Genomic DNA, 22,932 nt, shown 5'->3' with positions numbered 1-22,932 from the left:
GCCCACCAGGCGATACGCGCAGTTCCGACGTGGTGCATCGGGGTCCATTCCGGGGCTGATGCCTCGGCGAGAATCATTTTGACGGCTGTTGCAGCTCCATGCCCGTCCGCTTCGGTGACGTCGCCGACCCTGGTGCCCCTTGCGGTCAGCCGGACGAGGCTCGCCAGCGACCGCCTCGCGTTGCGAACCCGCTCCGGAGGGGTTGATCCTGATGGTGAGGCATGCCCGCTAATCGTATGGACCGAGCGCAGATGGCTGCGGAGCCGGCGGCTACCGCAGCCCGCGCAGGGAGCGGGTTCCAGATGAGGCTTGTCGTCGATCTCAACCGGTGCCAGGGATTCGCGCAGTGCGTGTTCCTCGCCCCGGACGTCTTCTCCCTGCACGGTGATGAGGCGCTGCTGTTCTCCCCTCGCTTCGACGAGGCGCAGCGTGACCGGGTGGAGAAGGCTGCCGCCGCCTGCCCGGTGCAGGCGATCCTCGTGGACTACTCCGACGAGCCGACGAAGGGGGTAGAGCCCCATGTCGGCTGACACGGACGTCGAGGTCCTGCGGCGGGAGGGCCGTATTGTCGTTGTCGGTGCCTCGCTTGCCGGGCTGCGTGCGGCGGAGACCTTGCGCGAGAAGGGCTTCACCGGATCGCTGACCATGATCGGCGACGAGCCGTACGAACCCTACGACCGGCCGCCGCTGTCCAAGCAGGCGCTGCTCGGGCGGGCACGGCCCGAGGACACCACGCTGCCGCGGCGGCGCGACATCGACGCCGAATGGTCTTTGGGCGTCGCCGCCGAGAGCCTCGACCGGGACGCCAAGCGGGTATGCCTGGCCAACGGCGACACCGTCCCCTACGACCGCCTTCTGATCACCACCGGGACCAGAGCGCGGCCCTGGATCCACCCGGAAGAGGCCGCGCTGGACGGCGTGTTCGTGCTGCGCACCCGCGACGACTCCGCACGCCTGCGCCGGAAGCTGACCGGGGGTGTGTCCCGCGTGCTGGTGATCGGCGCCGGTTTCACCGGTTCCGAGGTCGCCTCCGCCTGCCGGGAGCTGGGCCTTGAGGTCACGGTCGCCGAGCGCGGCCCGGCACCGCTGGTGGGCGCACTCGGCGGAGTGATCGGCGCGGTCGCGGACCGGCTGCAACGCAGAAAGGGAGTCGACCTGCGCTGCGGCATAAGTGTCACCGCCCTAGAGGGCGACTACGGCGGACGCCTCAAGCGCGCCCACCTCTCCGACGGATCGGCGATCGACGTGGACGTGGCGGTCGTCTCGCTCGGCGCCATCCGGAACACCGACTGGCTCGCCGGCTCGGGCCTGGCCGCGGGCCCCCGCGGGATTGCGTGCGACGCCGGGTGCCGGGTGTTCGACGTCAACGGCATCGTCACCGACGACATCTACGCCGCCGGCGACGTCGCACGCAGCCCCCACCCGCTGTTCGACTACCAGTTCCTCTCGCTGGAGCACTGGGGCAACGCGGTCGAACAGGCCGAGATCGCCGCCCACAACATGATCTGCGCAGGCCCGGAGCGCCGTCCGCACCTGTGGCTGCCGATGTTCTGGTCCTCGCAGTTCGGCGTCAACATCAAGTCCGTGGGCGTCCCCCCGCTGGGCGACCAGCTGGTCGTCGCCCAGGGAACACTCGCCGAGGAACGGTTCGTAGCCGTGTACGGGTACCGCGGCCGCGTCATCGCCGCGGCGTCCTTCGACGGCGCCAAGTGGCTGGGATTCTACGAACAGCAGATCGCGGCAGGCGCGCTGTTCCCGCCGGACTACCGCACGGTCGACCTTCGCACCGAGACACTGCAGCCGGTCGACCCGGCCTTCCCCGACCCCCACCTGCCCACCCACGGGGCCACCGTCACGCTGACGGGCCACTCACCGAGCGAGCGGCGTGTCCAGTTCGTTCCGTCGCATGGCTGATCACCGGCCCTGTGTGGCCCGGAGCCCTCAGGAGACACCATGACGCCCGGCACCCTCTCCGCGCAGATCACCGACTACGCCAATCGGGCCGATCCGTACCCCCTCTACGCGGAACTGCGCAAGCAACCGGTCAGGCGGGAGGACGACGGCACCTACCTGGTCAGCACCTACTACGAGGTGCGGAACCTGGCCAACGACCCGCGGCTGAGCAACGACACCCGCAACCGCCCGCCCCGCTACGCCCGCACAGCGGACGCGGAGGACCAAGGCCTGCCGCCCAGCTTCATCTTCACCGACCCACCGGTGCACGACCGGCTGCGCGACACCATCAACCGGCCGTTCGGCCCCCCGCACAGCCCCAGTTTCCTCGACGGCTTGCGCGGCGAGCTGGCCAAGGTCGTCACCGAGCTGCTCGACGCCTTCGACGGCAAGGACCAGGTCGACATTGTCGAGGACTTCGCCTACCCCCTACCCGTCACCGCCATCTGCAAGGTCCTCGGCGTACCACGCGAGGACGAACCACGCTTCCACGGCTGGGCCGACGCCCTGGCATCGTCACTCGATCCCCGCCCCGGCGGCGGCGACGGCCAGGAAAAGGGACAGCGGGCGCGCCAGGAGATGGGCGCCTACCTGTCCGATCTGATCGAGACGAAGCGCCGCCACCCCGGCCCGGGGATGCTCAGTGCGCTCGCACCTGACATGACACCGGCAGACCTGGAGGCCACCGCGGTGCTGCTGCTGGTCGCCGGCCACGAGACCACCGTCAACGCGATCACCAATACGACCCTCACCCTGTTGCGCCACCCCGACGTCCTCGAGCGGTTCCAGAAGGAGCCGGACCTGGCCGTCCCGCTCATCGAGGAAGTGCTGCGGTTCGAGCCCCCGGTGCAGTTCGTCCCGTGGACCACCGCCCTGGCCGACATCGACGTCGCCGGGACCACCATCCCCAAGGGCTCACCGGTCTGGCTCATGCTGGCCGCGGCCAACCGGGACCCCAAACGCTTTGTGGACCCCGACCGGTTCGATCCCGACCGCAAGGACAACGAGCACCTGGGTTTCTACACCGGCATCCACTACTGCTTCGGCGCACCCCTCGCCCGCATCGAACTGCATCTGGCCGTGCCCGAACTGTTCCGCCGGGTCACGTTCTCCCGGTTGCTCGAGGACCCGCCGCCCTACCGCGCCAACGCCGTACTGCGCGGCCCCCGCCACCTTCCCGTCGCGATCGAAGGCCTCACAGTCTGAACACCGCCGTCTAGCGGTGAGGCTGAGGAAGCCCCCGCTGCCGCGGATCTCGATCACGTCGACATTGGCAGGATCGTTCCCGCTACAAACGTCTCGTTCCCCCCCGCGGCGTCATGAAGGCCCTTGTCGCCGTCGAGCACTCCGTGATCGTCGCCATCTGGCACATGCTCACCACCAACCCATCGAGACCGCGGCCTGAACCAGACACCCGAAGCCCAGCGGCGATCAGCCCGCCACTGGGCCGCGAGTCATGCCCACCAATCCGCCAGTTCTGAAGTTATCGACGGTTTGATCTTGAGCTCGGCGTATTTCTCCTGGTTGCACTGTTCCTGCGATTGCTGCGACGTGGTCAACAGGCTCCGATGCTGCTGGTCTACGCGGGAGGCACGAAGCCGCCGCGGCGTGCGATTTCGCGTCGGAGTTCGAGGTTCTCGTGCGCCTGGGCGAGCCCTCTCGCAGTTCCTTCTCCTGGTCGCGGAGTCGCTTCTTCAGCCTTGCGATCTCCGTGGTGAGCGCGAGGACGATGTTGTCCTCCAGCAGCCACCGCACGCTTGCTCGTCGCGGTCTGCAGGCTGCCCACACACCTGGCACAGCAGCCGCCGCGTGCACCGCCGCTGCCGCGGCCGTGCACGGTGCCGTACTGGGGACGGCCCATGCCGGCCCGTACGTCGGCACATGACGCGAGGGCGAGGTTGTGCATGTGGACGACGGCCTGGACCGCATGGTTTCCGGTGAGGAGGACTTCCCGCGCTTTCGATCAGTGTTCGAACAGCCCGCCTTGCGAAAACATGAGGAGTCAGTCGGCCTGACTCGTGACTGATCGATCCGAATGAGAGCTGCGGCCCCTGCCTGTCCACTTGCCGATCTGAGCCACGATGACCAGCGTGACCATGCCTGCAGCTACGCCGATGGCCGTGTCCGCCAAACGTAGCAGGGGCTGTTTCCAGGCGCCGTGCGGGTTCAGTCCTGCGACGACCATGACGACAGTGGTGGTGATGGCTGCGGTTGCTTCGTCGCCTGGGCGTCCGACTAGCCCGGGCACCAGGACGCTCAGGCACACGAGTAGAGCGAGTCCCCATGCTTGGAACGGCAAGAACGCGAGGTAGACCAGGCAGAGTACAAAGCTGATGAGCGTCGCGGACATGCGAGCCATCGCCGCTGTTGCACTTTTCCTTTTGCATTCCCGGATCACGAAAATCGTAGAAATCGCAGCCCACATGCCGCCGAGTTGCCCTTCCTCGTATGGCTGATGAGTACTCGACCAAATTCTGGTGGCCGCCCAGTAGCTCAGCAGACTGGCCAGACCGACTTCGATCGAGTACCTCAGCAGCTTCCCGGTCCCCGCCTGTGGTGAACTTGCCGCCACCGCCATTCTGCGACCGCCGTTTCAGGATCAAGGAACCTAGCGAGGTTCCGATCTCGTCCGATTCCTACCGGACCCGGTTCAGCAGGTGCTGCCAGTCTGCTGGGAGCCTCGTGGCCGGCGCTGTCCGCGAGGTGTCAGCAGTTGTTACTGCCGGCACGAACCGCGGCTGGAACCGCAACCCGCCGCTGTGGGAGGCCATGCCTGTTCGTCTACTGGTGGCCGGTGTCGTTGGCTGCGTTGAGGATGAGATCGGTGACGGCTTGAGGGTGGGAGATCAGGGAGACGTGTGAGGAGTTGATCTCCACTGTCTTGCGTGCGTGTGCGCGTTTGGCCTCGTACCGTTCGAGGCTGGGGTTTATGGCCCGATCCTGTTTGCCGACGAGTACGTAAACGGGCTTGTCCCGCCAGGCTGCTTCGGTGACCTTGTCGGTGAAGGCCGAATGTGCGATCGGGCGCTGCGTCGATGCCATGACGGAGGCCTGCTGCTGGGAGAGGTCCTGGGCGAAGGTGGCGTGGAGTTTGGCGGGCTGGATGTACACGTCGGTGCCCGTGGTGCCGTCACCGTTGCGGAACGGGACCTGCCGCAGTGCCTTGGTGAGTGGCGCTGCCGGGAACTTGCCGGAGAGGCTGGCGAAGGATTCTCCCTTGTCCGGCATGATCGCGTTGATGTAGACAAGTGCCTTGACGTTGTCGACGCCGGCGGCCGCCTGTGAGATCACTTCGCCGGCGTAGGAGTGTCCGACGAGGACAATCGGCCCCTTGATGGTCTTCAGGAGGCTGTTCAGGTACGTCGAGTCCTGCGGTATGCCGCGCAGCGTGTTGGGTGGGGCGATGACCTGGTAGCCGTCCTGCTGCAGGCGCTGCACTACAGCGTTCCAACTGGACCCATCGGCGAATGCTCCGTGTACGAGCACCACGGTTGGCTTCTGGCCCGTCGGGGTCGCGGCGAGATCGTCCGCTGCGTGAGTCGGCATCACGGTCATGGCGGAGAGGACCGCGAATCCAAGGGCTAGTCTGCCCATGCCCGATGTCAGGATTCTGGAGACCGTCATGTGCTTCCACTTCCTCGGCGTACAAGGTGGAGTTGGCCTCTTCGGCGGCTGAGAGCGGTGAGGACGTGCGGAAGGCGTCACCCATCGCCGCCGCGATTGTCGTGTGCGGTCGACCGGCAGGGGGCCTCCGACGCGGACATCGTGATGGTCCGCGTTCCGCCGTATAACGGATCACCATCTTCGCGCGTCTCTGCTTGTCGCGCATCCGATGCCGTGCTGGATGATCAGCAGCGGGTGTGATGGGTGCTTAACGGGCCGTCGCTGGCTGGACCGCGGGGTTTTCGCCACGGTATCGCTCATACCGCAGCGCATCGATTATCGCCTGAATCTTCTTCAGACTCATGCCATCCACGGTCTCCTGGGTGGAGCCGGGTGTCATAGAGCCGTCATTGCGGTAGATCTTCCCGTAGGCCCGCAAGTACAGCTCCGGGTTGAACAAATGCCGATACAGCCTCTCCCATGGCAATCCTCTCTTGGCGCGTTCATGGATGATCTCCATCAGGGCTTCGGCTCTCTGCATTACGCGTACCTTGCCTCTCCGACATACAACGCCCGGAGCGGAGCCATGAGCATCAGGCGAATCCCCTTTGCTTCGCCCCAACCCTTCCGGCTGGTGGACGGTGGGCAACAAGCTCACTCAAGGGAACGGACAGGCCGCCTACGTCACGCTCGATACGTCCAATGCAAGAGGAACTCGGGATCACCTAAGGGGCGCGAGCCTTACGGTGACGGGAGTGCCAGTAGTAGTCGTGGGAGTAACGCCCCACCAGGGACATTTCCATCCCTGGGAACTTGGCTTCAAACAGTCTGGTCTTCGCCATATCACACGGACTTTGCGCGGCAGCGCTATAAACGCCTTCACAACGCTCCACGTTTTCCCGCCATGCTGTTGTCCCCTCGCGCTTTCGCGTCCAGGTAAGGCGGGTAGTCCAGAGGCTTCTCCTTCCGAACCTCTACTCTCTGAGAGAGCGATCCAACGCCGAGTTAGACGGCCAAACTTCGCCATGACGCGTCTCTCGCGCGCTCGGACTACTACGGGACCTCCGCCCCACCCCGCGGCCCTCGGCCGGCGGCGGGCCTGCCCTGGACCAGGCCGGCTGCCTGGTCTGGAGGGCGACCGGGGATGGTTCCCACGTTCACTCGATGACCGGTCGACGAGGGAGGTGCCCAGCTCTTGCCCCGGCAGCATCGCCACGACTACGCCGCAGTCCTTCATCGTGGCCTCCTCACCGACGGCACTACGCGGCTTCGGAGTTGACTGCAATGGCGGTCACGCGCTGCATCCCAGCCCATATCCACCAGATTGGAGCCGGTTCGTCGCTTACGGAGCTTTACCACTGGTTCCTCGCGTACACCTTCTCGTCTCGCTTGCCGGACCCGCACAGTCTGGTAGTGCCAGCACGTCCCGGCGTTGTCAGGGCCGCTTCCCACCCTCACCGACGTCCCCCGGATCAGGCTGCCCTCAGCTTCAACCGGACTGCTGCGACAGTCCGGTGGCGGGGTCCTTTCACCCCCGCCCGGTCATCAAGCGCCTCGTGGCGCACGGTGCCGTCCACGATGAGCACGGTGTCTTGGCGAACCGCCTGCGGGGCCACAGGGCAAGCGCGGGACCGAGGTGGTCGATAATCCGGTCGGCCGCGGACTTCGAGATGCTGAAGGCATGGGTGTCCATATTTACGTTCCCAGCTTTTGCGGGGTGTTGCCCGCGGTCGTAGCGTCGATATATGGCTATTGCGACGACGGACCCTGCGACGGGTGAGGTTCTCAAGAGCTTCGACGAACTCACCCCGGAGCAACTGGACGAGAAGCTCGCCCGTGCCGCCGCGGCAGCGGCCGAGTACCGCCTGACGAGTGTCGAGCAGCGCGCTGGGTGGCTCGGTCGGGCGGCCGATGTGCTGGAGTCGGACGCGGACGCCGTCAGCCGCATGATCACGACTGAGATGGGCAAGACCCTCAAAGCGGCGCAGGAAGAGGTGGCGAAGTGCGTGCGGGGATTGCGCTTCTACTCCGCCGAGGGTCCGGGGTTCCTGCGGGACCAGCACGGTGACGCCGAAAGCGTGGGTGCCAAGCAGACGTTCGTGACGTACACGTACCAGCCGATCGGTGTGGTGCTGGCCGTGATGCCGTGGAACCTGCCCTTGTGGCAGGCCATGCGGTTCGCGGCGCCCGCCTTGATGGCGGGGAATGTCGGAATCCTCAAGCACGCCTCGAACGTGCCGCAGTGCGCCCTGTACATGGAGCAGCTCTTCCGCGAGGCGGGGTTCCCCGAAGACGCGTTCCAGACGCTGCTGATCTCCGCGCGCAGGGTGGATCAGGTGCTGCGGGATGACCGCGTGGCGGCGGCGACGCTGACCGGCAGCGAGCCGGCCGGGCGGTCGGTGGCGACCATCGCCGGTCAGGAGATCAAGAAGGTCGTCCTCGAACTCGGCGGGTCTGACCCGTTCATCGTGATGCCTTCGACGGACCTAAAGCAGGCCACGGACGTGGCGGTGCGGGCGCGGACCCTGAACAACGGGCAGTCATGCATCAACGGCAAGCGTTTCTTCGTCCACCAGGATATCGCCGAGCAGTTCCTGGAGAAGTTCACCGCGAAGATGGCCGCGCTTGTTGTCGGCGACCCGATGGACGACGCCACGGACATCGGTCCGCTCGCCACCGAGTCGGGCCGGGCGGATGTGGAGGCGTACGTCGACGACGCGGTCGGCAAGGGCGCGACCGCTGCTGACCGGTGGGAAGCGGCCCGACCGGCCGGGGTGGTTCTACCCGCCGACCGTGCTGACCGGCATCACGCCGCAGATGAAGATGTTCCACGAGGAGGTCTTCGGGCCCGTCGCGCAGGTCTTCACCGTCTCCTCGCTGGAGGAGGCCCTCGAAATCGCCAACGGGCACCCGTACGGACTCGGTTCGAACCTGTGGAGCGAGGATCCCGCTGAGCGTGAGCTGTTCGTCCGCGACGTGCAGTCCGGCATGGCGTTCATCAACGGCAACACCACCAGCTACCCGGAGATCCCCTTCGGCGGCGTGAAGCGCAGCGGCTACGGACGGGAGCTGTCCGACCTGGGCATGCGCGAGTTCATGAACGCCAAGACGGTATGGATCGGCCAGAGCGCCTGAGCCGCAGGGCATCGGGACGCTGACGCGGAGGATTTCCATGAACACACGCGACACCGGGCCGAGGGGACACGGGCGCCCCGTCGTGGCGGTGCTAGGGATCGGCACCATGGGCGACGCGATGGCCAGGAACATTGCCGCCGCGGGGCTCGAACTGCGGGTGTGGAACCGCAGCCGCGAGCCCGCCGAGGCGCTGGCCGAGGTCGGCGCCATCGTCTGCGCAACCCCCTCCGAGGCGTGCCGGGGAGCGAAGGTCGTGCTGACCATCCTCGCCAACGAACGGATCGTCGCCGAGACCATCGACCAGGCCCGCGAAGGCATCGACCGGGACGCCGTGTGGCTGCAGTGCTGCACCGTCTCGCCCGAAGGGAGCCGGCGCCTGGCGGACAAGGCCGCCGCGATGGGCGTGGCCTACGTGGAGGCGCCACTGCTCGGCACGAAGGAACCGGCGGTCGCCGGAACCCTGACCATCCTGGCCGCCGCGTCCGACATGTGCGCGGGCGAGCGCGTCCAACCAGTGCTGGACGCCGTCGGCACGCGCACCGTCTGGCTCGACGCGATCAGCCAGCCCAGCAGCCTCAAGCTCGCCTACAACTCCTGGGTGCTGACCACCGTCGAGGGTGTCGCCGAGGCCCTGGCACTCGCCGAGGGCCTGGGTGTCGACCCGCGCCAATTGATCAACGTCATCAACGGCAGCGCGCTGAACAGCACCTACGTGCAGTCCAAGGGCCCGAAGATGATCAGCGATGACCTCGACACCCCTTCCTTCCCCCTGGAGGCGGCGGCCAAGGACGCCGGGCTGATCGCCGACGCGGCGCGGGATGCGGGGCTGAAGCTCGGAATCGTCGAAGTGGTGCGTGATCGGCTGCAGTTGGCAGTGAGCAACGGTCTGGGCCGGGCGGACGTGGCAGCGACGTACCGGATGTCCCGTCGGGCGCCGGCAGCGTGACACCGGCAGGAGGCTCGTGCGGTGGCCTGCCGCGAGGAGTCCGCGTGGAGGGAAAAGGCTGATGAGTCGAGAGGGTGTCGCCTCGGCGCGGCGCAGCAGCGAGCAGCTGTCGGAGATCGCGCCTCTGGTGGACGACCGCGGATGGGAGTCTCCATCGGCCTGTGCGGGCTGGCGCGTCATCGACGTGCTCGCCCACCTGGGCGCCCTCGCTCATGAGGCCGTCGACCCTCCTGCCCCGGATCCGTCGTGGCCCAAGAACCGCGAGCGCTACCACGACATGAGGGTCGACGAGCGCCGCGGCCGGAGCCACGCCGAGGTGATCGAGGAATGGCGTCGCTTCACCCCCCGGCAGTTGGAGATCCTGGAGGCGGGACAGCAGGTGCCGCAGGCGGACGAACCGGTGCTGGTACCGGGGCTGGGCACCTATCCCCGGCACCTGCTAGCGAACACCATGGCGTTCAACGTTCTGTGCCACCTGCGATACGACATGCTCGAACCCGGCGGTCCGCTTCCCTTCGCGGTCCCTCCGCCCGACGACGCGCTGGTGGCGCCGACGGTCGAGTTCATGCTCGCCGGCATCCCACAGATGCAGGGGACCGAACTCACCGCCACCGTCAGCAGGCCGCTCGTACTCGAGTTCACCGGACCGGGCGCCACGACCGCCACCGTCGTTCCCGCCGACGGACCGGACGGCCTGCTGACGGTGGAGCCAGGTGCCGCGGACGGCGCCGCCGCCCGGATCCACAGCACAGCGACCGACTTCATCGCATGGGGCACGACCCGGACCGCGTGGCGGGACCACTGCCGGATCACAGGCGAGACGGCCACCGCGGAACCGTTCCTGGACTGCCTCAACATCGTGTGAGCAGATCACGTCGTCAACCACCAACGACCAATAGCCACTGTCATCGACACCGACACCCGCCTGGTCGTCGTGGTCGGCCGGCCGCTCGTCGTCAACCGTCGCAACGACTGCAAGGAGTGGGAGGAGTCTGGCGCCAAGGCCGCTGTCGGCAAGACCCTCACGATCGCTGACGGCGGCTACCCAGGCACCGGACTCGTCATCTCGCACCGTTATGAGCGTGGCCAGGCCGAATCCGGATTGGAAAGAGGAGGCACACAAGTGGTTGTCAGGCGCCGGAGGCACCGTGGCCGACCATGGAAAGGGGGTCGACGACGGAGTCGAAGGTCTTCTCGTCGACGTGACCGCTTGCCAGCGCGGCCTCCTTGAGTGTCTGGTCGTTGGCCAGCGCCGCTTCGGCGATGTGTGCGGCGTTCTGGTACCCGATGACGGGGCTCAGCACCGTGACCAGCATCAGGCTCTGGTCCACGTACTGTCCGATCTTCTCCCGGTTGAGTTGCGTACCGCTGACGGAGAAGGTGCGGAACTTCTCCATTCCGTCGGCGAGGATGCGCGCTGAATGGAGGAAGTTGTTGATGATCACCGGGCGCATGGCATTAAGCTCGAAGTTGCCCTGGCTGCCGGCGAAAGCGACTGCCGTGTCGTTGCCGAGCACCTGAATGGCGATCATGACGATGGCTTCGCACTGGGTCGGGTTGACCTTGCCAGGCATGATCGAGGAACCGGGTTCGTTCTGCGGAAGCTCCAGTTCCGCGAAGCCGGTACGCGGGCCCGAGGCCAGCCACCGCATGTCGTTGGCAATCTTCATCAGGGCGACGGCCAGCCCGCGCAGTGCGCCGTGCGCCCGCACCATCGGGTCCAGGGACCCCTGTGCCATGAACTTGTTCTCGGCCGTGACGAAGGACTTGCCAGTCAGCTCGGCGATCTTGCCGGCGACGTCGCGGCTGAAGCCTTCGGGGGCGTTCAGCCCCGTGCCGACGGCGGTGCCGCCCAGCGCGAGTTCGAGCAGGCCGGCGCGGCTGTGCTCGACCTCCTCGATGCAGGCGCGCAGTTGCGCCGCGTAGCCGGACCATTCCTGCCCGACCGTGAGCGGCACGGCGTCCTCAAGGTGCGTGCGGCCGATCTTGACGACCTCGGCCCATTCCGTAGCTTTCGCCTCGATGGACGCGGCGAGCTCCCGGGCCTGCGGCAGCAGGTGCTCGTCGATCTCCTGGACGGATGCGACGTGCATCGCGGTCGGGAAGCTGTCGTTGCTGGACTGCCCCATGTTGACGTCATCGTTCGGGGCGACCGGCTCCTGGGTCCCGAGCGTTCCGCCGAGCAACCGCGACGCACGGTTGGAGATGACCTCGTTGACGTTCATGTTGCTCTGGGTGCCCGACCCCGTCTGCCAGACGTAGAGCGGAAAGTGGTCGTCGAGCTTGCCCGCGATGGCCTCCTCCGCCGCCCGCACGATGGCCTGCTTCTTCCAGCCGGGCAGCCGTCCGGCGGCAGCGTTGACGAGCGCTGCCGCCTTCTTCACGTAGCCGTAGGCGTGGTAGACCTCCTTCGGCATCCGGTCGCCGCCGATGGAGAAGTGGAGGAGCGAGCGCTGCGTCTGCGCCCCCCAGTACCGGTCCGCCGGCACGTCGACCGTGCCCATACTGTCGAACTCCGGCCGGCTCCCGTCGGCATGGATCCCGATTGGCAGGTCCTTCATCTCCGGGGTCGACTGGTTGTCGCTCATTGCCCGTCCTCCAGGTCGTCCGGGCGATAGACCGGGTCCCACATCGCGTCCTGGACCGCCTGAATGAGGTTGTCGTGAGACTTTGTCGCGACACCGTCCACTGCCGCCGCTTTGGCGACGGCGACCGCGACCGTCGCGGACGACGCCCTCAGGTTCGCAACCGGCGGCAGGAGCGATGCTCCGGGCGCCGACACATCGACCTGGCCTGCCACTGCCTCGGCGGCGGCGAGCAGCATGTTGTCCGTGACGCGGCTGGCTCCCGACACGATGGTGCCGAGGCCGAGCCCCGGGTAGAGGAGGGCGTTGTTCGCCTGCCCGATCTCGTAGGAGACGCCGTTGTACTGGACCGGCTCGACCGGGATCCCGACCGCCATCAGTGCCCTGCCCTCGGTCCAGGGCACCGCGTCCGATGGCATGACCTCGATGCGACTCGTCGGATTCGACAGGGGCAGCAGGATCGGGCGCTCGACACCCTCCGCCAGCGCCCTCACGACATCCTCGGTGAACGCGCCATGGGCTGTGGAGGTGCCGATGAGGATGGTGGGCTTGACGTGTCGGATCGTGGTGAGGAGATCGATCTCGCCGTCGCCCCACCCGCCGACCTCGGCCTTGGACCGCGCGTAAACCTGCTGGTAGTCGGGGAGGTCCGGCATGTCATCGGTCACCAGGCCGTGGACGTCGATGAGCCAGATGTTTTTCTTCGCCTCGTCGGGGGTCGCACCGTCCCTGAGCATCGCTGCGTGGATCTGATCGGCCATGCCGGTGCCGGCGGTGCCTGCCCCGAAGACGACGAGCCGTTGCTCGGGCCAGCGTCCCCCGGTGACTTTCAGGGCCGAGAACGCCGAAGCCATGACGATCGCGCCGGTACCCTGCATGTCGTCGTTGAAGATGCGGTACTTGTCGGCGTTCTCCACCAGGATCCGCCGGGCGTTCGACGGCCCGAAGTCCTCGAAATGCAGCAACGCGTTCGGGAACAGCTCGGAGGCGGTCTGAAGATATTGGGCGATGAAGTCGTCGTAGCGCCGGCCGCTGACCCGTGCGTGCCGGTTGCCCAGATAGGACGGGTTGTTGAGCAGCTGCTCGTTGTCCGTCCCCACGTCGAGGTTCACGGCGATGACGCGGTTGGGGTCGATGCCCGCGGCGGCCGTGTAGACGGCGAGTTTCCCGATGGAGATGTCGGTCCCGTTGACGCCCCAGTCTCCGATGCCCAGAATTTCCTGGGCATCGGAGACGACGATCAGATCGACGTCGTCCGCGCCGAGGCCCAGCGATTGGAACGAGGCCTTCATGTCGTCCGGGCGGTCGATCGACAGGTACACCGCGCGCGAGTCGCGGTAGTCGACCGACCACTTCTCTATCGCCTCGCCGACCGTGGGGTCGTAGACGACCGGGAGCAGTTCCTCGAGGTGGTCGGCAAGCAGCTTGAAGTACAGCACCTGGTTCCGGTCGTGGACCTCGTTGAGGTAGATGTACTTGTGCAGGTTGGAAGGCTGCTGCAGCAGCTGTGCGTAAGCCCGGCGGGCCTGCTCGTCGAGGGTCTCGACCGCTGCCGGCAGCCGCCCCGTGATCCCCAGCCTCGCCCGCTCCTCCAGCGTGTACGCGGTACTGCGATTGCGATAGCGATCCTGCAGCACGGTCGGCTTGACGGGCATTGTGGTGTACCTCCAGCTGTTGCGAGTGCTGCGCGCTCAAGAGCGAGCGTGGCTTCACACGTCGGGGAGCCGTCCCGGGTCCCCGGGTCGGCTCCCGCCAAGCCCTTGCTTTGCCTCCACGGCCTGCCCGTGCCGCTGCCCTCAGCGTCCTCAGACGGTCACGGGAGTCTCGGGCTTCATCTCGTAGGAGTGTTGGATGGCCGGATGCCGGGTCCCGAGGCCGTCCGTGACCTTGCGCTCCCATGGAACCGCCTGGAGCTGCTTGGTCTCCTCGAGCATCGATTTGGGCTCCAGGTTTCGGAAGCTGTCGACCTCCCCGGCGGCAACGGCCGTCAGCGTGGCAAACACCGGTTCGGGGTCGAACTGCGGGCGGGGGAAGGCGAGCTTGGAGTAGTCGAAGAGGCGCTGCGAGGCGTCGTCCTCCCAGCTCTCCCAGGTCTGGAACATGCGGTCGTTGAAGCCGGTCAGGAAGGGCCCCGGGTTGACCGTGGCGACTTCGATGTTGTGCTCCTGCAACTCGTAGGCCATGGTCTCGGCGATGGCCTCGATCGCGTGCTTGGAGGCGGAGTAGATGCCGGTGAAGGGATTGACGTTCAAGCCCTCCCGCGAGGACACCCAAACGACGCGGCCGGCCCCGCGCTTGACCATCTGCTTGACGATTCCCTGGGTGAGGACCAGCGGACCGGTGACGTTGACCTCGAACTGGTGCCGGATGTTCGCCTCTGGGATGTCAACTGTGGAGCCGCCCTCACCGACCCCGGCGTTGTTCACCAGGATTTCCACGCCCCAGTCGAGGGCCTTGCGGCGGTCTCCGTCGTTCGTGACATCGAGCTTCACCACCTGAAGCTTGACTCCTCGCTCAGCCGCCTGCCACTTCAGCGTCTGCACCTGGGCGTAGATCTCCACCCCGGCGATCACGTCGAAGCCCCTCTCGGCGAGGCGCATAGCGGCCTCGAACCCGAAGCCGGTTCCTGCTCCAGTAATGAGGACCTTCCTCAGGTCCTTCAATGCTGCATTCGCCATGTGGAGTCGTTCCCTTCACGTCCTCGGTACTCCACGGCGCTGCAGGGACCGGCGCACTGCAGGAAACGCCCAACACGCGCCGCGGGGTGGCTTGGAGCAAGAGGTGAGGCTGGGCAAGACTGCGGTCGAGCCTCGAAGCCGTCTGCACACGCAGCGCCACCTGGATCTTCCAATCGGGCCCCGACGGTCCCCACGCCGTACCCAATATTGAGTCTGGGCTCGCATGCGGCTCCCGGCAACTCGACGGGTTCTACCTGGCCCGCATTGAAGTTCGGTGCCAACGTCTCGGTATCTCAGCGCTGTTGAGCTATTAACCTCGAAGGCTTACCCGGGAATCCGCCGCGGCTCAGTTGGAGAGCTCAGAGTGCTCCGCCGCCGACGAGGTCACCGACGTAGGGCGTGCCTTGCTGCGGGCAAGCCATTCGAGACGTTTGCCGGGGTCCGGGTAGGTCGGCATCACGTGTCGGCCCCACGTTCCGTTGACGAGGCCCGCGAACGCACCGTACAGGCCGAGCGCCGCGGTGAGGAAGCCGAAGCCGCTCGCAACCCTGATCAATGTGGTGGATTCGACGAACTCGCCTGCCGTGAGGACGGAAACGTTGATGGGAGTGGTGACGAATGCGGCCAGGAGTACGCCCGTCGTTCGAACTGCCGCAAGCGTGAGGACGAGGAGAATCACTGCCCACGGCAGCAGAAACCGGCCCGTCCCCGTGTGGGCCTGTACCGCGGGCAAAGCAACGACGATGAACTTGGCGTAGACCACGAAGCACAGCCAGAACGCGCCCAGCACGGTGAACGCCGTGGCGCCCAACCTGCTGCCCTGCCTGAATTCGAAGATTCCCGCGATCATCTGAACAAGGCCGCCCACAAAGAACTCGAGCGGCCACGCGGCAGGAAAGAGAGCCGGATTGACGCCAGCATTGAAAAAACTCTGGATGATGTTTACCATGCTGAATGCAATGAGGCCGAGCGGTGCAGGGTCGGGCGTGGTGAGTCCAGGTGGCGGAGCGACAGGTACGGACGACGACGGATTCGACACGGAAGTACCCCATCTCGCATCTCGTTGTGCTGCTCGTGTCAAGCGGCTGTACGCAAGAACACTGACCAACAGGTTGCATATGGTTCGCCGGAGATGAAGCCGGAGCGGTCACGAGACACTAGCAAGCTGCGGACAAAGTCTCGGTATGACGCTTCGATGGTGCAGCAGCACAGAGCGAATAATCATCATGAGCGCCGCCGGCCTCAAGCACCGCATCCGCTGTCCACCGCGCTGGAGTAGCCGTCTCCACCTTTACCGGGGCGGACACACCTGAACGAATTAGTGACCGAGGCGCGTCCGTCGGAGATCCACCAGAGCGAGTTGCCCCCACTATAGAAGCGCCGGAGGGCAATGAACGTGGCCTGCTGGTAATTTTCACTTGCCACACGACCCCGAAAATCAGACAGCATTGAAACCGACACGGACAGGAAAGTGAATATGGGCGCCACGCATTCAATTTCTGCGTCGCCGCGAATACACCCTCCGGTTGCCGCGGTCGCCCGGCGCGGGTAGTATTAAGGCGACTATACGCTCACCCCAACATCAAGGGGAGATCAGTCGTGGGTCGAATTCTTATTGTACTTACCGGCGTAAGCTACTGGACATTCAAGAATGGACATCGTCATCCGACTGGATATTGGGCTGAGGAATTCGTAGCACCCTATAGCGTCTTTACGGACGCCGGCTACGAGATCACGGTGGCAACACCGGGCGCCGTTATCCCCGTCGTCGACACCATGAGCCTGCAGCCCCGGTACGCGGGCGGCGAGGAGAACATGCTCAAGGAGACGGCAGTCATCGAGTCGGCCGAACAGCTCCGCCATCCCATCGACATCAAGGACGTGCGACTCGAGGACTATGACGCGGTCTACTACCCGGGCGGGCACGGCCCAATGGAAGATCTCGCCTTCGACGCGGACTCCGCCGTACTGCTCCGCAAGGCACTCGCGTCGGGCAAGCCCCTCGCCATCGTCTGCCACGCCCCTGCCGCGATCCTCGCGACCCGCGACGAGCACGGCAAAACGCCCTTCGCAGGCCTCAACGTGACCGGATTCTGCAACGAGGAAGAAGAGGGGGTCGGTTTCGCCAAGGACGCGAAGTGGCTGCTGGAGGACGAGCTGCAGAAGCTCCCCACCAAGTACACACGTGGTCCCGCCTGGGCGCCGTACACCGTGTCGGACGGCAACCTCCACACGGGACAGAATCCGGCTTCGTCGGGGCCGCTGGCGCGGGAAGTGGTCAAGGTTCTTTCCTGAAACCGGCCTTGTGATCCGGACATCCCGGACGCGGCCCGGCGGCACATCAACCTGGCTCTCCTCCGGAAGGTGCACCTATGTCCACACAGAACACCACCCAGCCTCTCCAGGGCCGCGTCGCGGTCATCACCGGAGCCTCCAGCGGCATCGGAGAGGCGTCCGCAGAGAAGCTGGCCGCGCTCGGCGCACACGCCGTCGTCCTGGCCAGACGCGCCGATCGGCTGACCGACCTGGTCGCCAGGATCGAGAAGAACGGCGGCAGCGCCACCGCGATCGCCACCGACGTGACCGACAAGGCGGCGACCCAAGCGGCCGCCGACCAGGTCGCGGCCGAACGAGGCGGCGCCGACCTGCTGCTCAACAACGCCGGCGTCATGCTCCCCGCCCCGATCGAGGAACTGGCCACCGATCAGTGGCAGCGCCAGATCGACCTGAACATCACCGGTCTGATGAACGTCATCGGCGCATTCGTCCCGCAGCTCGTGAAGGCCGCCGGCCAAGGCGGCGGCGTGGCCGACCTGATCAACACCTCGTCGATCGCGGCCCAGAACATCTTCCCGAACTTCGCGGTCTACTCCGGCACCAAGGCGTACGTCACCCAGCTCTCCCGCCACCTGCGCGTGGAACTGGGCCCGAAGAACGTCCGCGTCTCGGCCATCGAGCCAGGCATCGTCGGTACCGAGCTACAGGAGCACGTCACCGACCAGGGGGCGATCGACTGGCTGGAGGACTCCAAGGAGGCCATCGAGTGGCTGACGCCCCAGGACATAGCCGACACGATCGGCTTCCTCGCCTCGCTCCCGCGCCGGGTGAACCTCCAGCAGGTCACCATCATGCCGACGGGCCAACCGTACTGAGGACGGGCATCCGCCACTCTCTACATCCTTCGACTGCGGCGTCAAAGCGGGCCGGGTCCGTCGCCGTTCGGCAGCGTCCCGCCCTGCGGACGCTGCCGAACTCATAGCTGGATCGCTGGGCATCAGGCAGCGCCGGACAAGAACCCCCCATATCCGCGAATGAGGCGGTCGACCCGTCCCCACACATGCGAGCTCAGGGCGTCGCCTACTGATGGACAACTGCTCGACTACAGCGCGGCTGGGCGCCCATAAGTGGGCTCCGCGCTTCGACTACCTCCCCACCCAACAGGCGTTCCCTGCGTTCGGCAACACAGCTGTTGACACTGCTCCTTCGTGGGACGCCCACCGGGCGCCGTCCGGCAGGGCGCCGTCCCACCTTCGGCTGGCCGACGCCGGGCCAGCGGGAAGGCGCGGGTCTGTACGTCTTCGGTGTAACTCTCGACGTCAGACAGGCACGCCTGCGCGCTTGCGGTTGTAGGCGTGGTGGGGACGGGACTGTAACCGTTTGACAGACCCCATCTCGCCGTGCCCGAACTGTTCCGCCGGGTCACGTTCTCCCGGCTGCTCGAGGACCCGCCGCCCTACCGCGCCAACGCCGTACTGCGCTGCCCCCGCCACCTCCCCGTCGCGATCGAAGGCCTCACAGTCTGAACACCGCCGTCTTAGCGGTGAGACTGAGGAAGCCCCCGCTGCCGCGGATCTCGATCACGTCCACATGGGCAGGATCGTTCCCGCTACAAACGTCTCGTTCCCCCTCGCGGCGCCATGAAGGCCCTTGTCGCCGTCGAGCACTCCATGATCGTCGCCATCTGGCACATGCTCACCACCAACCAGCCGTACCACGACCTCGGCGGACAGTACTTCGCCCAGCTCGACCTTGAACGTGCAGCCCGGCGAGCGATCACCCAGCTCGGCTACACCGTCTCGCCCGAAGCCCAGCGGCGATCAGTCCGCCACTGGGCCGCGAGCCATGCCCACACCCACTCTGACCAGGTGGTATTTACGCGTCAGAGCGCTGGGCGACGTTGGTCCGGATGAAATCGACCCCGCACGGATCCAGACCACCGCCACGTCCGGTTAGTCCGTTTCTTCACTGTCGCCACCGGGGCCTTGAGGTCATTCACGGCGAAGACGCGACGAAGTTCTCCGTGTCCGATCCGGGAGCTTCGGTTGCACCGGCATCAGGCAGTCGAGGCAGCAACCCGGCCCGTGGCCAGCGTTTCCGCAGGTCACGGGCCGTTTTCCTAGTGTGGGCAGGTGGCATGCCTAGACTCACAGCGTCTGCGACACGTCCACACCTGGCGCGCTCAATCCCACCAAGGTCCGACCCCGGGTCAACGAGAGACAGTCAGTTGAGTGCGCGCCTCGCCCAGTTGGAGAGTTGCTCGATGAGCAGCACGATCACGAAGGTGGTCGTCACGATTGCGCCGGTGGTGCGATAGTCGAAGGTCTGCACCGTCTGCGCGAGCAGGAAGCCGATGCCGCCTGCACCCACGATTCCGAGGAGCGCCGACGCGCGGAAGTTCACGTCGAGCATGTAGAGCAGGTTGCCCACGATGCCCGGCAGCGCCGGGGGCACCACTGCGGCGACGACCTCCTGGCCGGCGCCTGCGCCCGTCGAGCGGATCGCTCCGCGCGGCCCGGGATTGGCCTCCTCGAGGTTGTCGGACATCAGCTTCGCCAGAAACGCGATCGTGCCGACGATGAGGGCGAAGACACCGGCGAGTACGCCGGGGCCCACGGCGACAACGAACATGATCGCCACGATCAGCTCCGGGATCGAACGACCGATGACCAGCAGCACGCGCACCACGCGGTAGACCCACGAGTTCGCGATGTTGCGAGCCGCGAAGAAGGAGATCACCAGTGCGATCAGGCCACCGACGAAGGTGCCCATCACCGCGGTGACGAACGACTGCCACATGCCCTGCCGCAGCAGCGAGCCTGCGGTGGTGAAGTCCGGCGGGAAGTACTGTGTGACGGCGTGGGCGATCGCACCCGGCGAGGAGAGCAGCTCACTCACCGGCACCTGTGCGTCCCACCACGCCAGCCCCAGGACGACGAGGACGAGGTAGGGGATCGACGCCTTGCCCACCCGCGCACCGGTCCAGTGCGGCCGCACCCGGCCGGGGTCGAAAGGCATCGTGTTGCCGCGGGAGCGCGACTGCTTGCGGAACGAGATCCACCGTCGCCCGGTACGCACCGTGTCGTTGCCGATCAGCGCGGAGCGCAGCAGCGCGGAGAGAAGCTCCATGATCAGGATCAGCACGGTCATGACCAGCACGATCCCGATGGCGAGCTGAAACTGCAGCGTGTTCATCGCCGCCTGCAGGGTGAAGCCGATGCCACCTGCGCCGACGAAGCCGAGCACGACCGAGGAGCGCAGGTTGATGTCGAGACGGTAGAGCGCGTTGGAGAGGATCTGTGGCGAGGCGAAGGGCACGGTCGAGGCACAGATCGTCTGCAGCCGCCCGGCACCCGACGCCATCACGGCCTGGCGTGGCCCCGGCGGCGCCTGCTCGATGCCGTCGCCGTACAGGCGCCCGAGCATGCCGATGGAGTGCAGCCCGAGGGCGAGGATGCCCGGGAGTACGCCGATGCCCAGTGCGTCGCGGAAGATCAGCGCGAAGATGATGTCCGGCACCGCGCGGCAGGCGGTGACGATGGTCCGCGCCACCGCCCGGACGACCGGATGCGGCGTCGTGTTGCGTGCGGCGAGGAAGCCGAGCGGGATCGAGAGGACCATCGCCAGCGCCGTCCCCAGAACGGCCATCGAGACGGTCGAGGCGACGTCGCCGAGCATGTGGCCCAGCGAGTAGTCGGCCGAGGAGAAGTGCGGTGGCAACGTGCTGCGCAGGAACGTCCACATCTCTCCGAGGCCGGAGAAGAGGACGCCGACACCGAAGCCGGTCGCACGCCATGAGACGACGATCAGGACGAGCGCCCCCACGGCGAGTATGCCGAGGCCCACGCCCAGCCGAGTGATCGGGGGCCGCACCCGCTGCTGGGTGACGGCACCGGCCGGGGTTTCGGTCAGGGTAGTGGTCATCAGATTGCCTGCCGGGCGCTGGAGTACGTCGATACGGGCTCGGCGTCGCGAGGAGCCTCACCACCGGTGGCCGGGTCGGGCTCGGAAGCTTCGTCCAGCACACGCCGGTAGGTGTCCATGACCTGGGTCTTGTCCACCGCGGCGGACTCGACGTCGAGCACGAGCTTGCCCTCGCGCAGGCCGATGATCCGCTCGGCCCACTTCATCGCCAGGTCGACCTGGTGGAGGCAGACGACGACCGTGATGTTCTGCTCCTGGCAGATGCTGAACATCAGGTCCATCACCTGGTCGGAGGTCTCGGGATCGAGCGAGGCGACCGGCTCGTCGGCGAGCAGGATCTGCGGCTGCTGCATCATCGCGCGGGCGATCGCGACGCGCTGCTGCTGACCGCCCGAGAGGGTGCCGGCCCGCTGGAAGGCGCGGTCGGCCAGGCCGACCCGCTCGAGCCGGGCGAGCGCCTCCTTGCGCAGGGCCAGCGGGTAGCTCATCGTGCCGAGCCGCGGACCGCGGACCCGGCCGAGGGCGCCGGAGAGGACGTTCTCCAGCGCGGTCAGACGCCCGACCAGCTCGAACTGCTGGAAGACGAAGCCGACTTGGCGGCGCAGCATCCGCAGCTCGGAGCGGCGGGCCGCCGCGACATCGGTACCCAGGACGCGGATCTCCCCCGACGTCGGTCGGTGCAGGCCGTTGATCGTGCGCAGCAGCGTCGATTTGCCGGATCCCGAGAGACCCAACAGAGCGACCATCTGGCCGGCCGACACCTCGAGGCTGACGTTATCCAGAGCCTGGGTGGCTCCGAAGGACTTCGACACATGCCGCAGTGAGATCACAGGTGTAGTGGTCATCTCTGTTGGATCCCTTCGGGAATCAGCCGGCGTTGGTGCAGGAGGTCGACTTGGTCTCCGCGCAGACCTCGTCGATCACCGAGTAGTCGGCCACCGACGGGTCCTTGAAGCCCCACATGCCGAGGGTGTCCTGACAAGCGGTGGCGCCGGAGCAGATGCCGAGCTTGGTCAGCTGGTCGACGTTGCCGTCAGTGGTCAGCACCTTCTTCAGCTGGTCGCGCAGATCCTTCGGGAGGCTGGTGCTGACCGCGATCGGGCTACCGGGGATCGTCGGGGACTGCCACACCTGGCGGACGTCGCTCGCCTTGAGCTTGCCCGCCTTCTCCAGCTGCGGAGCGATGATGTCCTCGCTGAAGCCGACCTCGCAGGTGCCCTTAGCGATCGACTCGATAGAGGCATCGTGCGCACCGGCGAAGACCGGCGAGACGTCCTTCTTCGGGTCCAGGCCCGCCTTGAGCAGGCCGTACGACGGGAAGAGGTAGCCCGAGGTGGAGGCCGGGTCGACGAAACAGGTCTTCTTGCCCTTGAAGTCGGCCACGCTCTTCACGTCGGTCTGCTTGGAGTTCGCCCAGGCGATCGAGTGGTAGCTGCCGTCGTCGGTGGCGGACTGGGTCAGGATGCCGATGTTCTCGACGCCGGCGCCGGTGTGCTTGGCGATGTAGTAGGAGAGCGGGCCGTACTCGACGAGGTCGACCTTGTGGGCCTTCTGGGCCTCGATCAGGGCCGAGTAAGACGTGCCGGAAAAGACCTTCACGTTGATGTCGAGCTTCTGCTTGATCAGGTCCTCTATCGGCTTGAGGGAGGCCTGAAGGGCCGTGGCGTTCTCCGACGGGATGGCGCCGATGGTGATGGTCGACGGCCACGCGGGGTGGGCCTTGTTCGCCGCGGACGCGGCCGGGGTGCTAGAGGAACCGCAACCAACGAGGAAGAGCGACCCGGTGGCGACGAGCGTCGCGAGGGCAACCGTGGAACGACCGAACATGATG

Annotated in this window: 17 protein-coding genes and 5 pseudogenes; 11 read left to right on the top strand and 11 right to left on the bottom strand. The window is 66.4% G+C overall.

What is annotated here, in order from left to right:
• The first annotated feature begins 302 nt into the window (after positions 1–302).
• From BZY54_RS00630 to BZY54_RS00620, 3 genes are read left to right on the top strand one after another with little or no spacing between them, the layout of a single operon-like run.
• Positions 303–530, top strand: a complete 228-nt coding sequence (locus tag BZY54_RS00630; RefSeq protein WP_086722359.1) for a ferredoxin — start codon at positions 303–305, stop codon at positions 528–530.
• The gene (locus tag BZY54_RS00625) at positions 520–1,914 is read left to right on the top strand and encodes an NAD(P)/FAD-dependent oxidoreductase (protein WP_086722349.1); all 1,395 of its coding nucleotides are present in this window, start codon (positions 520–522) and stop codon (positions 1,912–1,914) included. Before BZY54_RS00630 ends, BZY54_RS00625 begins: the two co-directional genes overlap by 11 nt.
• Positions 1,915–1,953: 39 nt before the next feature.
• Positions 1,954–3,159: a cytochrome P450 gene (locus BZY54_RS00620; RefSeq protein ID WP_086722348.1), complete on the top strand. Its 1,206-nt coding sequence runs from the start codon at positions 1,954–1,956 to the stop codon at positions 3,157–3,159.
• 796 nt (positions 3,160–3,955) lie between these two features.
• Here the strand turns inward: BZY54_RS00620 and BZY54_RS00610 are convergent.
• From BZY54_RS00610 to BZY54_RS49060, 4 genes and pseudogenes are all read right to left on the bottom strand, one after another.
• Positions 3,956–4,531, bottom strand: coding sequence for an FUSC family protein (locus BZY54_RS00610; protein WP_086722347.1), 576 nt, complete (start codon positions 4,529–4,531; stop codon positions 3,956–3,958).
• A gap of 203 nt (positions 4,532–4,734) precedes the next feature.
• The gene (locus tag BZY54_RS00605; RefSeq protein WP_086722346.1) at positions 4,735–5,577 is read right to left on the bottom strand and encodes an alpha/beta fold hydrolase; all 843 of its coding nucleotides are present in this window, start codon (positions 5,575–5,577) and stop codon (positions 4,735–4,737) included.
• A gap of 286 nt (positions 5,578–5,863) precedes the next feature.
• Positions 5,864–6,097: pseudogene (locus BZY54_RS00600) on the bottom strand (hypothetical protein); the annotation flags it as partial.
• Between the two features lie 1,021 nt (positions 6,098–7,118).
• Positions 7,119–7,234: pseudogene (locus tag BZY54_RS49060) on the bottom strand (IS5/IS1182 family transposase); the annotation flags it as partial.
• 67 nt (positions 7,235–7,301) lie between these two features.
• On the opposite strand from BZY54_RS49060, the pseudogene BZY54_RS00590 reads away from it, so the two are divergent.
• The 4 genes and pseudogenes from BZY54_RS00590 to BZY54_RS00575 all read left to right on the top strand — a co-directional run.
• Positions 7,302–8,691 (top strand): annotated as a pseudogene (locus BZY54_RS00590) (NADP-dependent succinic semialdehyde dehydrogenase).
• A 37-nt stretch (positions 8,692–8,728) separates the two neighbouring features.
• Positions 8,729–9,637, top strand: a complete 909-nt coding sequence (locus BZY54_RS00585; protein WP_086722344.1) for an NAD(P)-dependent oxidoreductase — start codon at positions 8,729–8,731, stop codon at positions 9,635–9,637.
• 61 nt (positions 9,638–9,698) lie between these two features.
• A complete protein-coding gene (locus tag BZY54_RS00580; protein ID WP_086722343.1) occupies positions 9,699–10,502 on the top strand; it encodes a maleylpyruvate isomerase N-terminal domain-containing protein in 804 nt (267 codons plus the stop codon).
• Positions 10,503–10,538: 36 nt separating this feature from the next.
• A pseudogene (locus BZY54_RS00575) lies at positions 10,539–10,761 on the top strand (IS5/IS1182 family transposase); the annotation flags it as partial.
• Between the two features lie 6 nt (positions 10,762–10,767).
• Here the strand turns inward: BZY54_RS00575 and fumC are convergent.
• The 4 genes from fumC to BZY54_RS00555 all read right to left on the bottom strand — a co-directional run bounded on the left by fumC (position 10,768) and on the right by BZY54_RS00555 (position 15,939).
• Complete coding sequence (fumC, locus tag BZY54_RS00570) at positions 10,768–12,225, bottom strand: class II fumarate hydratase (protein ID WP_086722342.1); 1,458 nt, start codon at positions 12,223–12,225, stop codon at positions 10,768–10,770.
• Positions 12,222–13,877 carry an NAD-dependent malic enzyme gene (locus BZY54_RS00565; protein ID WP_086722341.1) on the bottom strand — a complete coding sequence of 552 codons (1,656 nt, stop codon included), beginning with the start codon at positions 13,875–13,877 and terminating at the stop codon, positions 12,222–12,224. Before BZY54_RS00565 ends, fumC begins: the two co-directional genes overlap by 4 nt.
• A gap of 150 nt (positions 13,878–14,027) precedes the next feature.
• Positions 14,028–14,900, bottom strand: a complete 873-nt coding sequence (locus BZY54_RS00560) for an SDR family oxidoreductase (RefSeq protein ID WP_086722340.1) — start codon at positions 14,898–14,900, stop codon at positions 14,028–14,030.
• 346 nt (positions 14,901–15,246) lie between these two features.
• A complete protein-coding gene (locus BZY54_RS00555; RefSeq protein ID WP_086722339.1) occupies positions 15,247–15,939 on the bottom strand; it encodes an acetate uptake transporter in 693 nt (230 codons plus the stop codon).
• Between the two features lie 560 nt (positions 15,940–16,499).
• Between BZY54_RS00555 and BZY54_RS00550 the strand changes: the two genes are divergently transcribed.
• The 4 genes and pseudogenes from BZY54_RS00550 (at position 16,500) to BZY54_RS00540 (ending at position 19,090) form a co-directional block, all read left to right on the top strand.
• Entirely contained in the window at positions 16,500–17,195 is a 696-nt protein-coding gene (locus tag BZY54_RS00550; RefSeq protein ID WP_086722338.1) for a type 1 glutamine amidotransferase domain-containing protein, read from the top strand.
• A 77-nt stretch (positions 17,196–17,272) separates the two neighbouring features.
• Positions 17,273–18,052, top strand: coding sequence for an SDR family oxidoreductase (locus BZY54_RS00545; RefSeq protein ID WP_086722337.1), 780 nt, complete (start codon positions 17,273–17,275; stop codon positions 18,050–18,052).
• Between the two features lie 519 nt (positions 18,053–18,571).
• A pseudogene (locus tag BZY54_RS52640) lies at positions 18,572–18,703 on the top strand (cytochrome P450); the annotation flags it as partial.
• 114 nt (positions 18,704–18,817) lie between these two features.
• The gene (locus BZY54_RS00540) at positions 18,818–19,090 is read left to right on the top strand and encodes a hypothetical protein (RefSeq protein ID WP_086722336.1); all 273 of its coding nucleotides are present in this window, start codon (positions 18,818–18,820) and stop codon (positions 19,088–19,090) included.
• 310 nt (positions 19,091–19,400) lie between these two features.
• Here the strand turns inward: BZY54_RS00540 and phnE are convergent, their stop codons facing one another.
• The 3 genes from phnE to BZY54_RS00525 are packed head-to-tail and all read right to left on the bottom strand — an operon-like array spanning position 19,401 to position 22,928.
• The gene (gene phnE, locus BZY54_RS00535; RefSeq protein WP_086722335.1) at positions 19,401–21,101 is read right to left on the bottom strand and encodes a phosphonate ABC transporter, permease protein PhnE; all 1,701 of its coding nucleotides are present in this window, start codon (positions 21,099–21,101) and stop codon (positions 19,401–19,403) included.
• The gene (gene phnC / locus BZY54_RS00530) at positions 21,101–21,946 is read right to left on the bottom strand and encodes a phosphonate ABC transporter ATP-binding protein (RefSeq protein WP_086722334.1); all 846 of its coding nucleotides are present in this window, start codon (positions 21,944–21,946) and stop codon (positions 21,101–21,103) included. The genes phnE and phnC overlap by 1 nt, the downstream gene beginning before the upstream one ends.
• Positions 21,947–21,968: 22 nt before the next feature.
• On the bottom strand, positions 21,969–22,928 hold the full coding sequence (locus BZY54_RS00525) for a phosphate/phosphite/phosphonate ABC transporter substrate-binding protein (protein WP_086722333.1): 960 nt from the start codon (positions 22,926–22,928) through the stop codon (positions 21,969–21,971).
• Positions 22,929–22,932: the final 4 nt, after the last annotated feature.

The organism is Streptomyces carpinensis (assembly GCF_002154505.1).
GTDB classification, from domain to species: domain Bacteria; phylum Actinomycetota; class Actinomycetes; order Streptomycetales; family Streptomycetaceae; genus Streptomyces; species Streptomyces carpinensis.
Note: the sequence above shows the minus strand (reverse complement) of the source record. Positions and strands in the feature narration are given on the sequence as shown.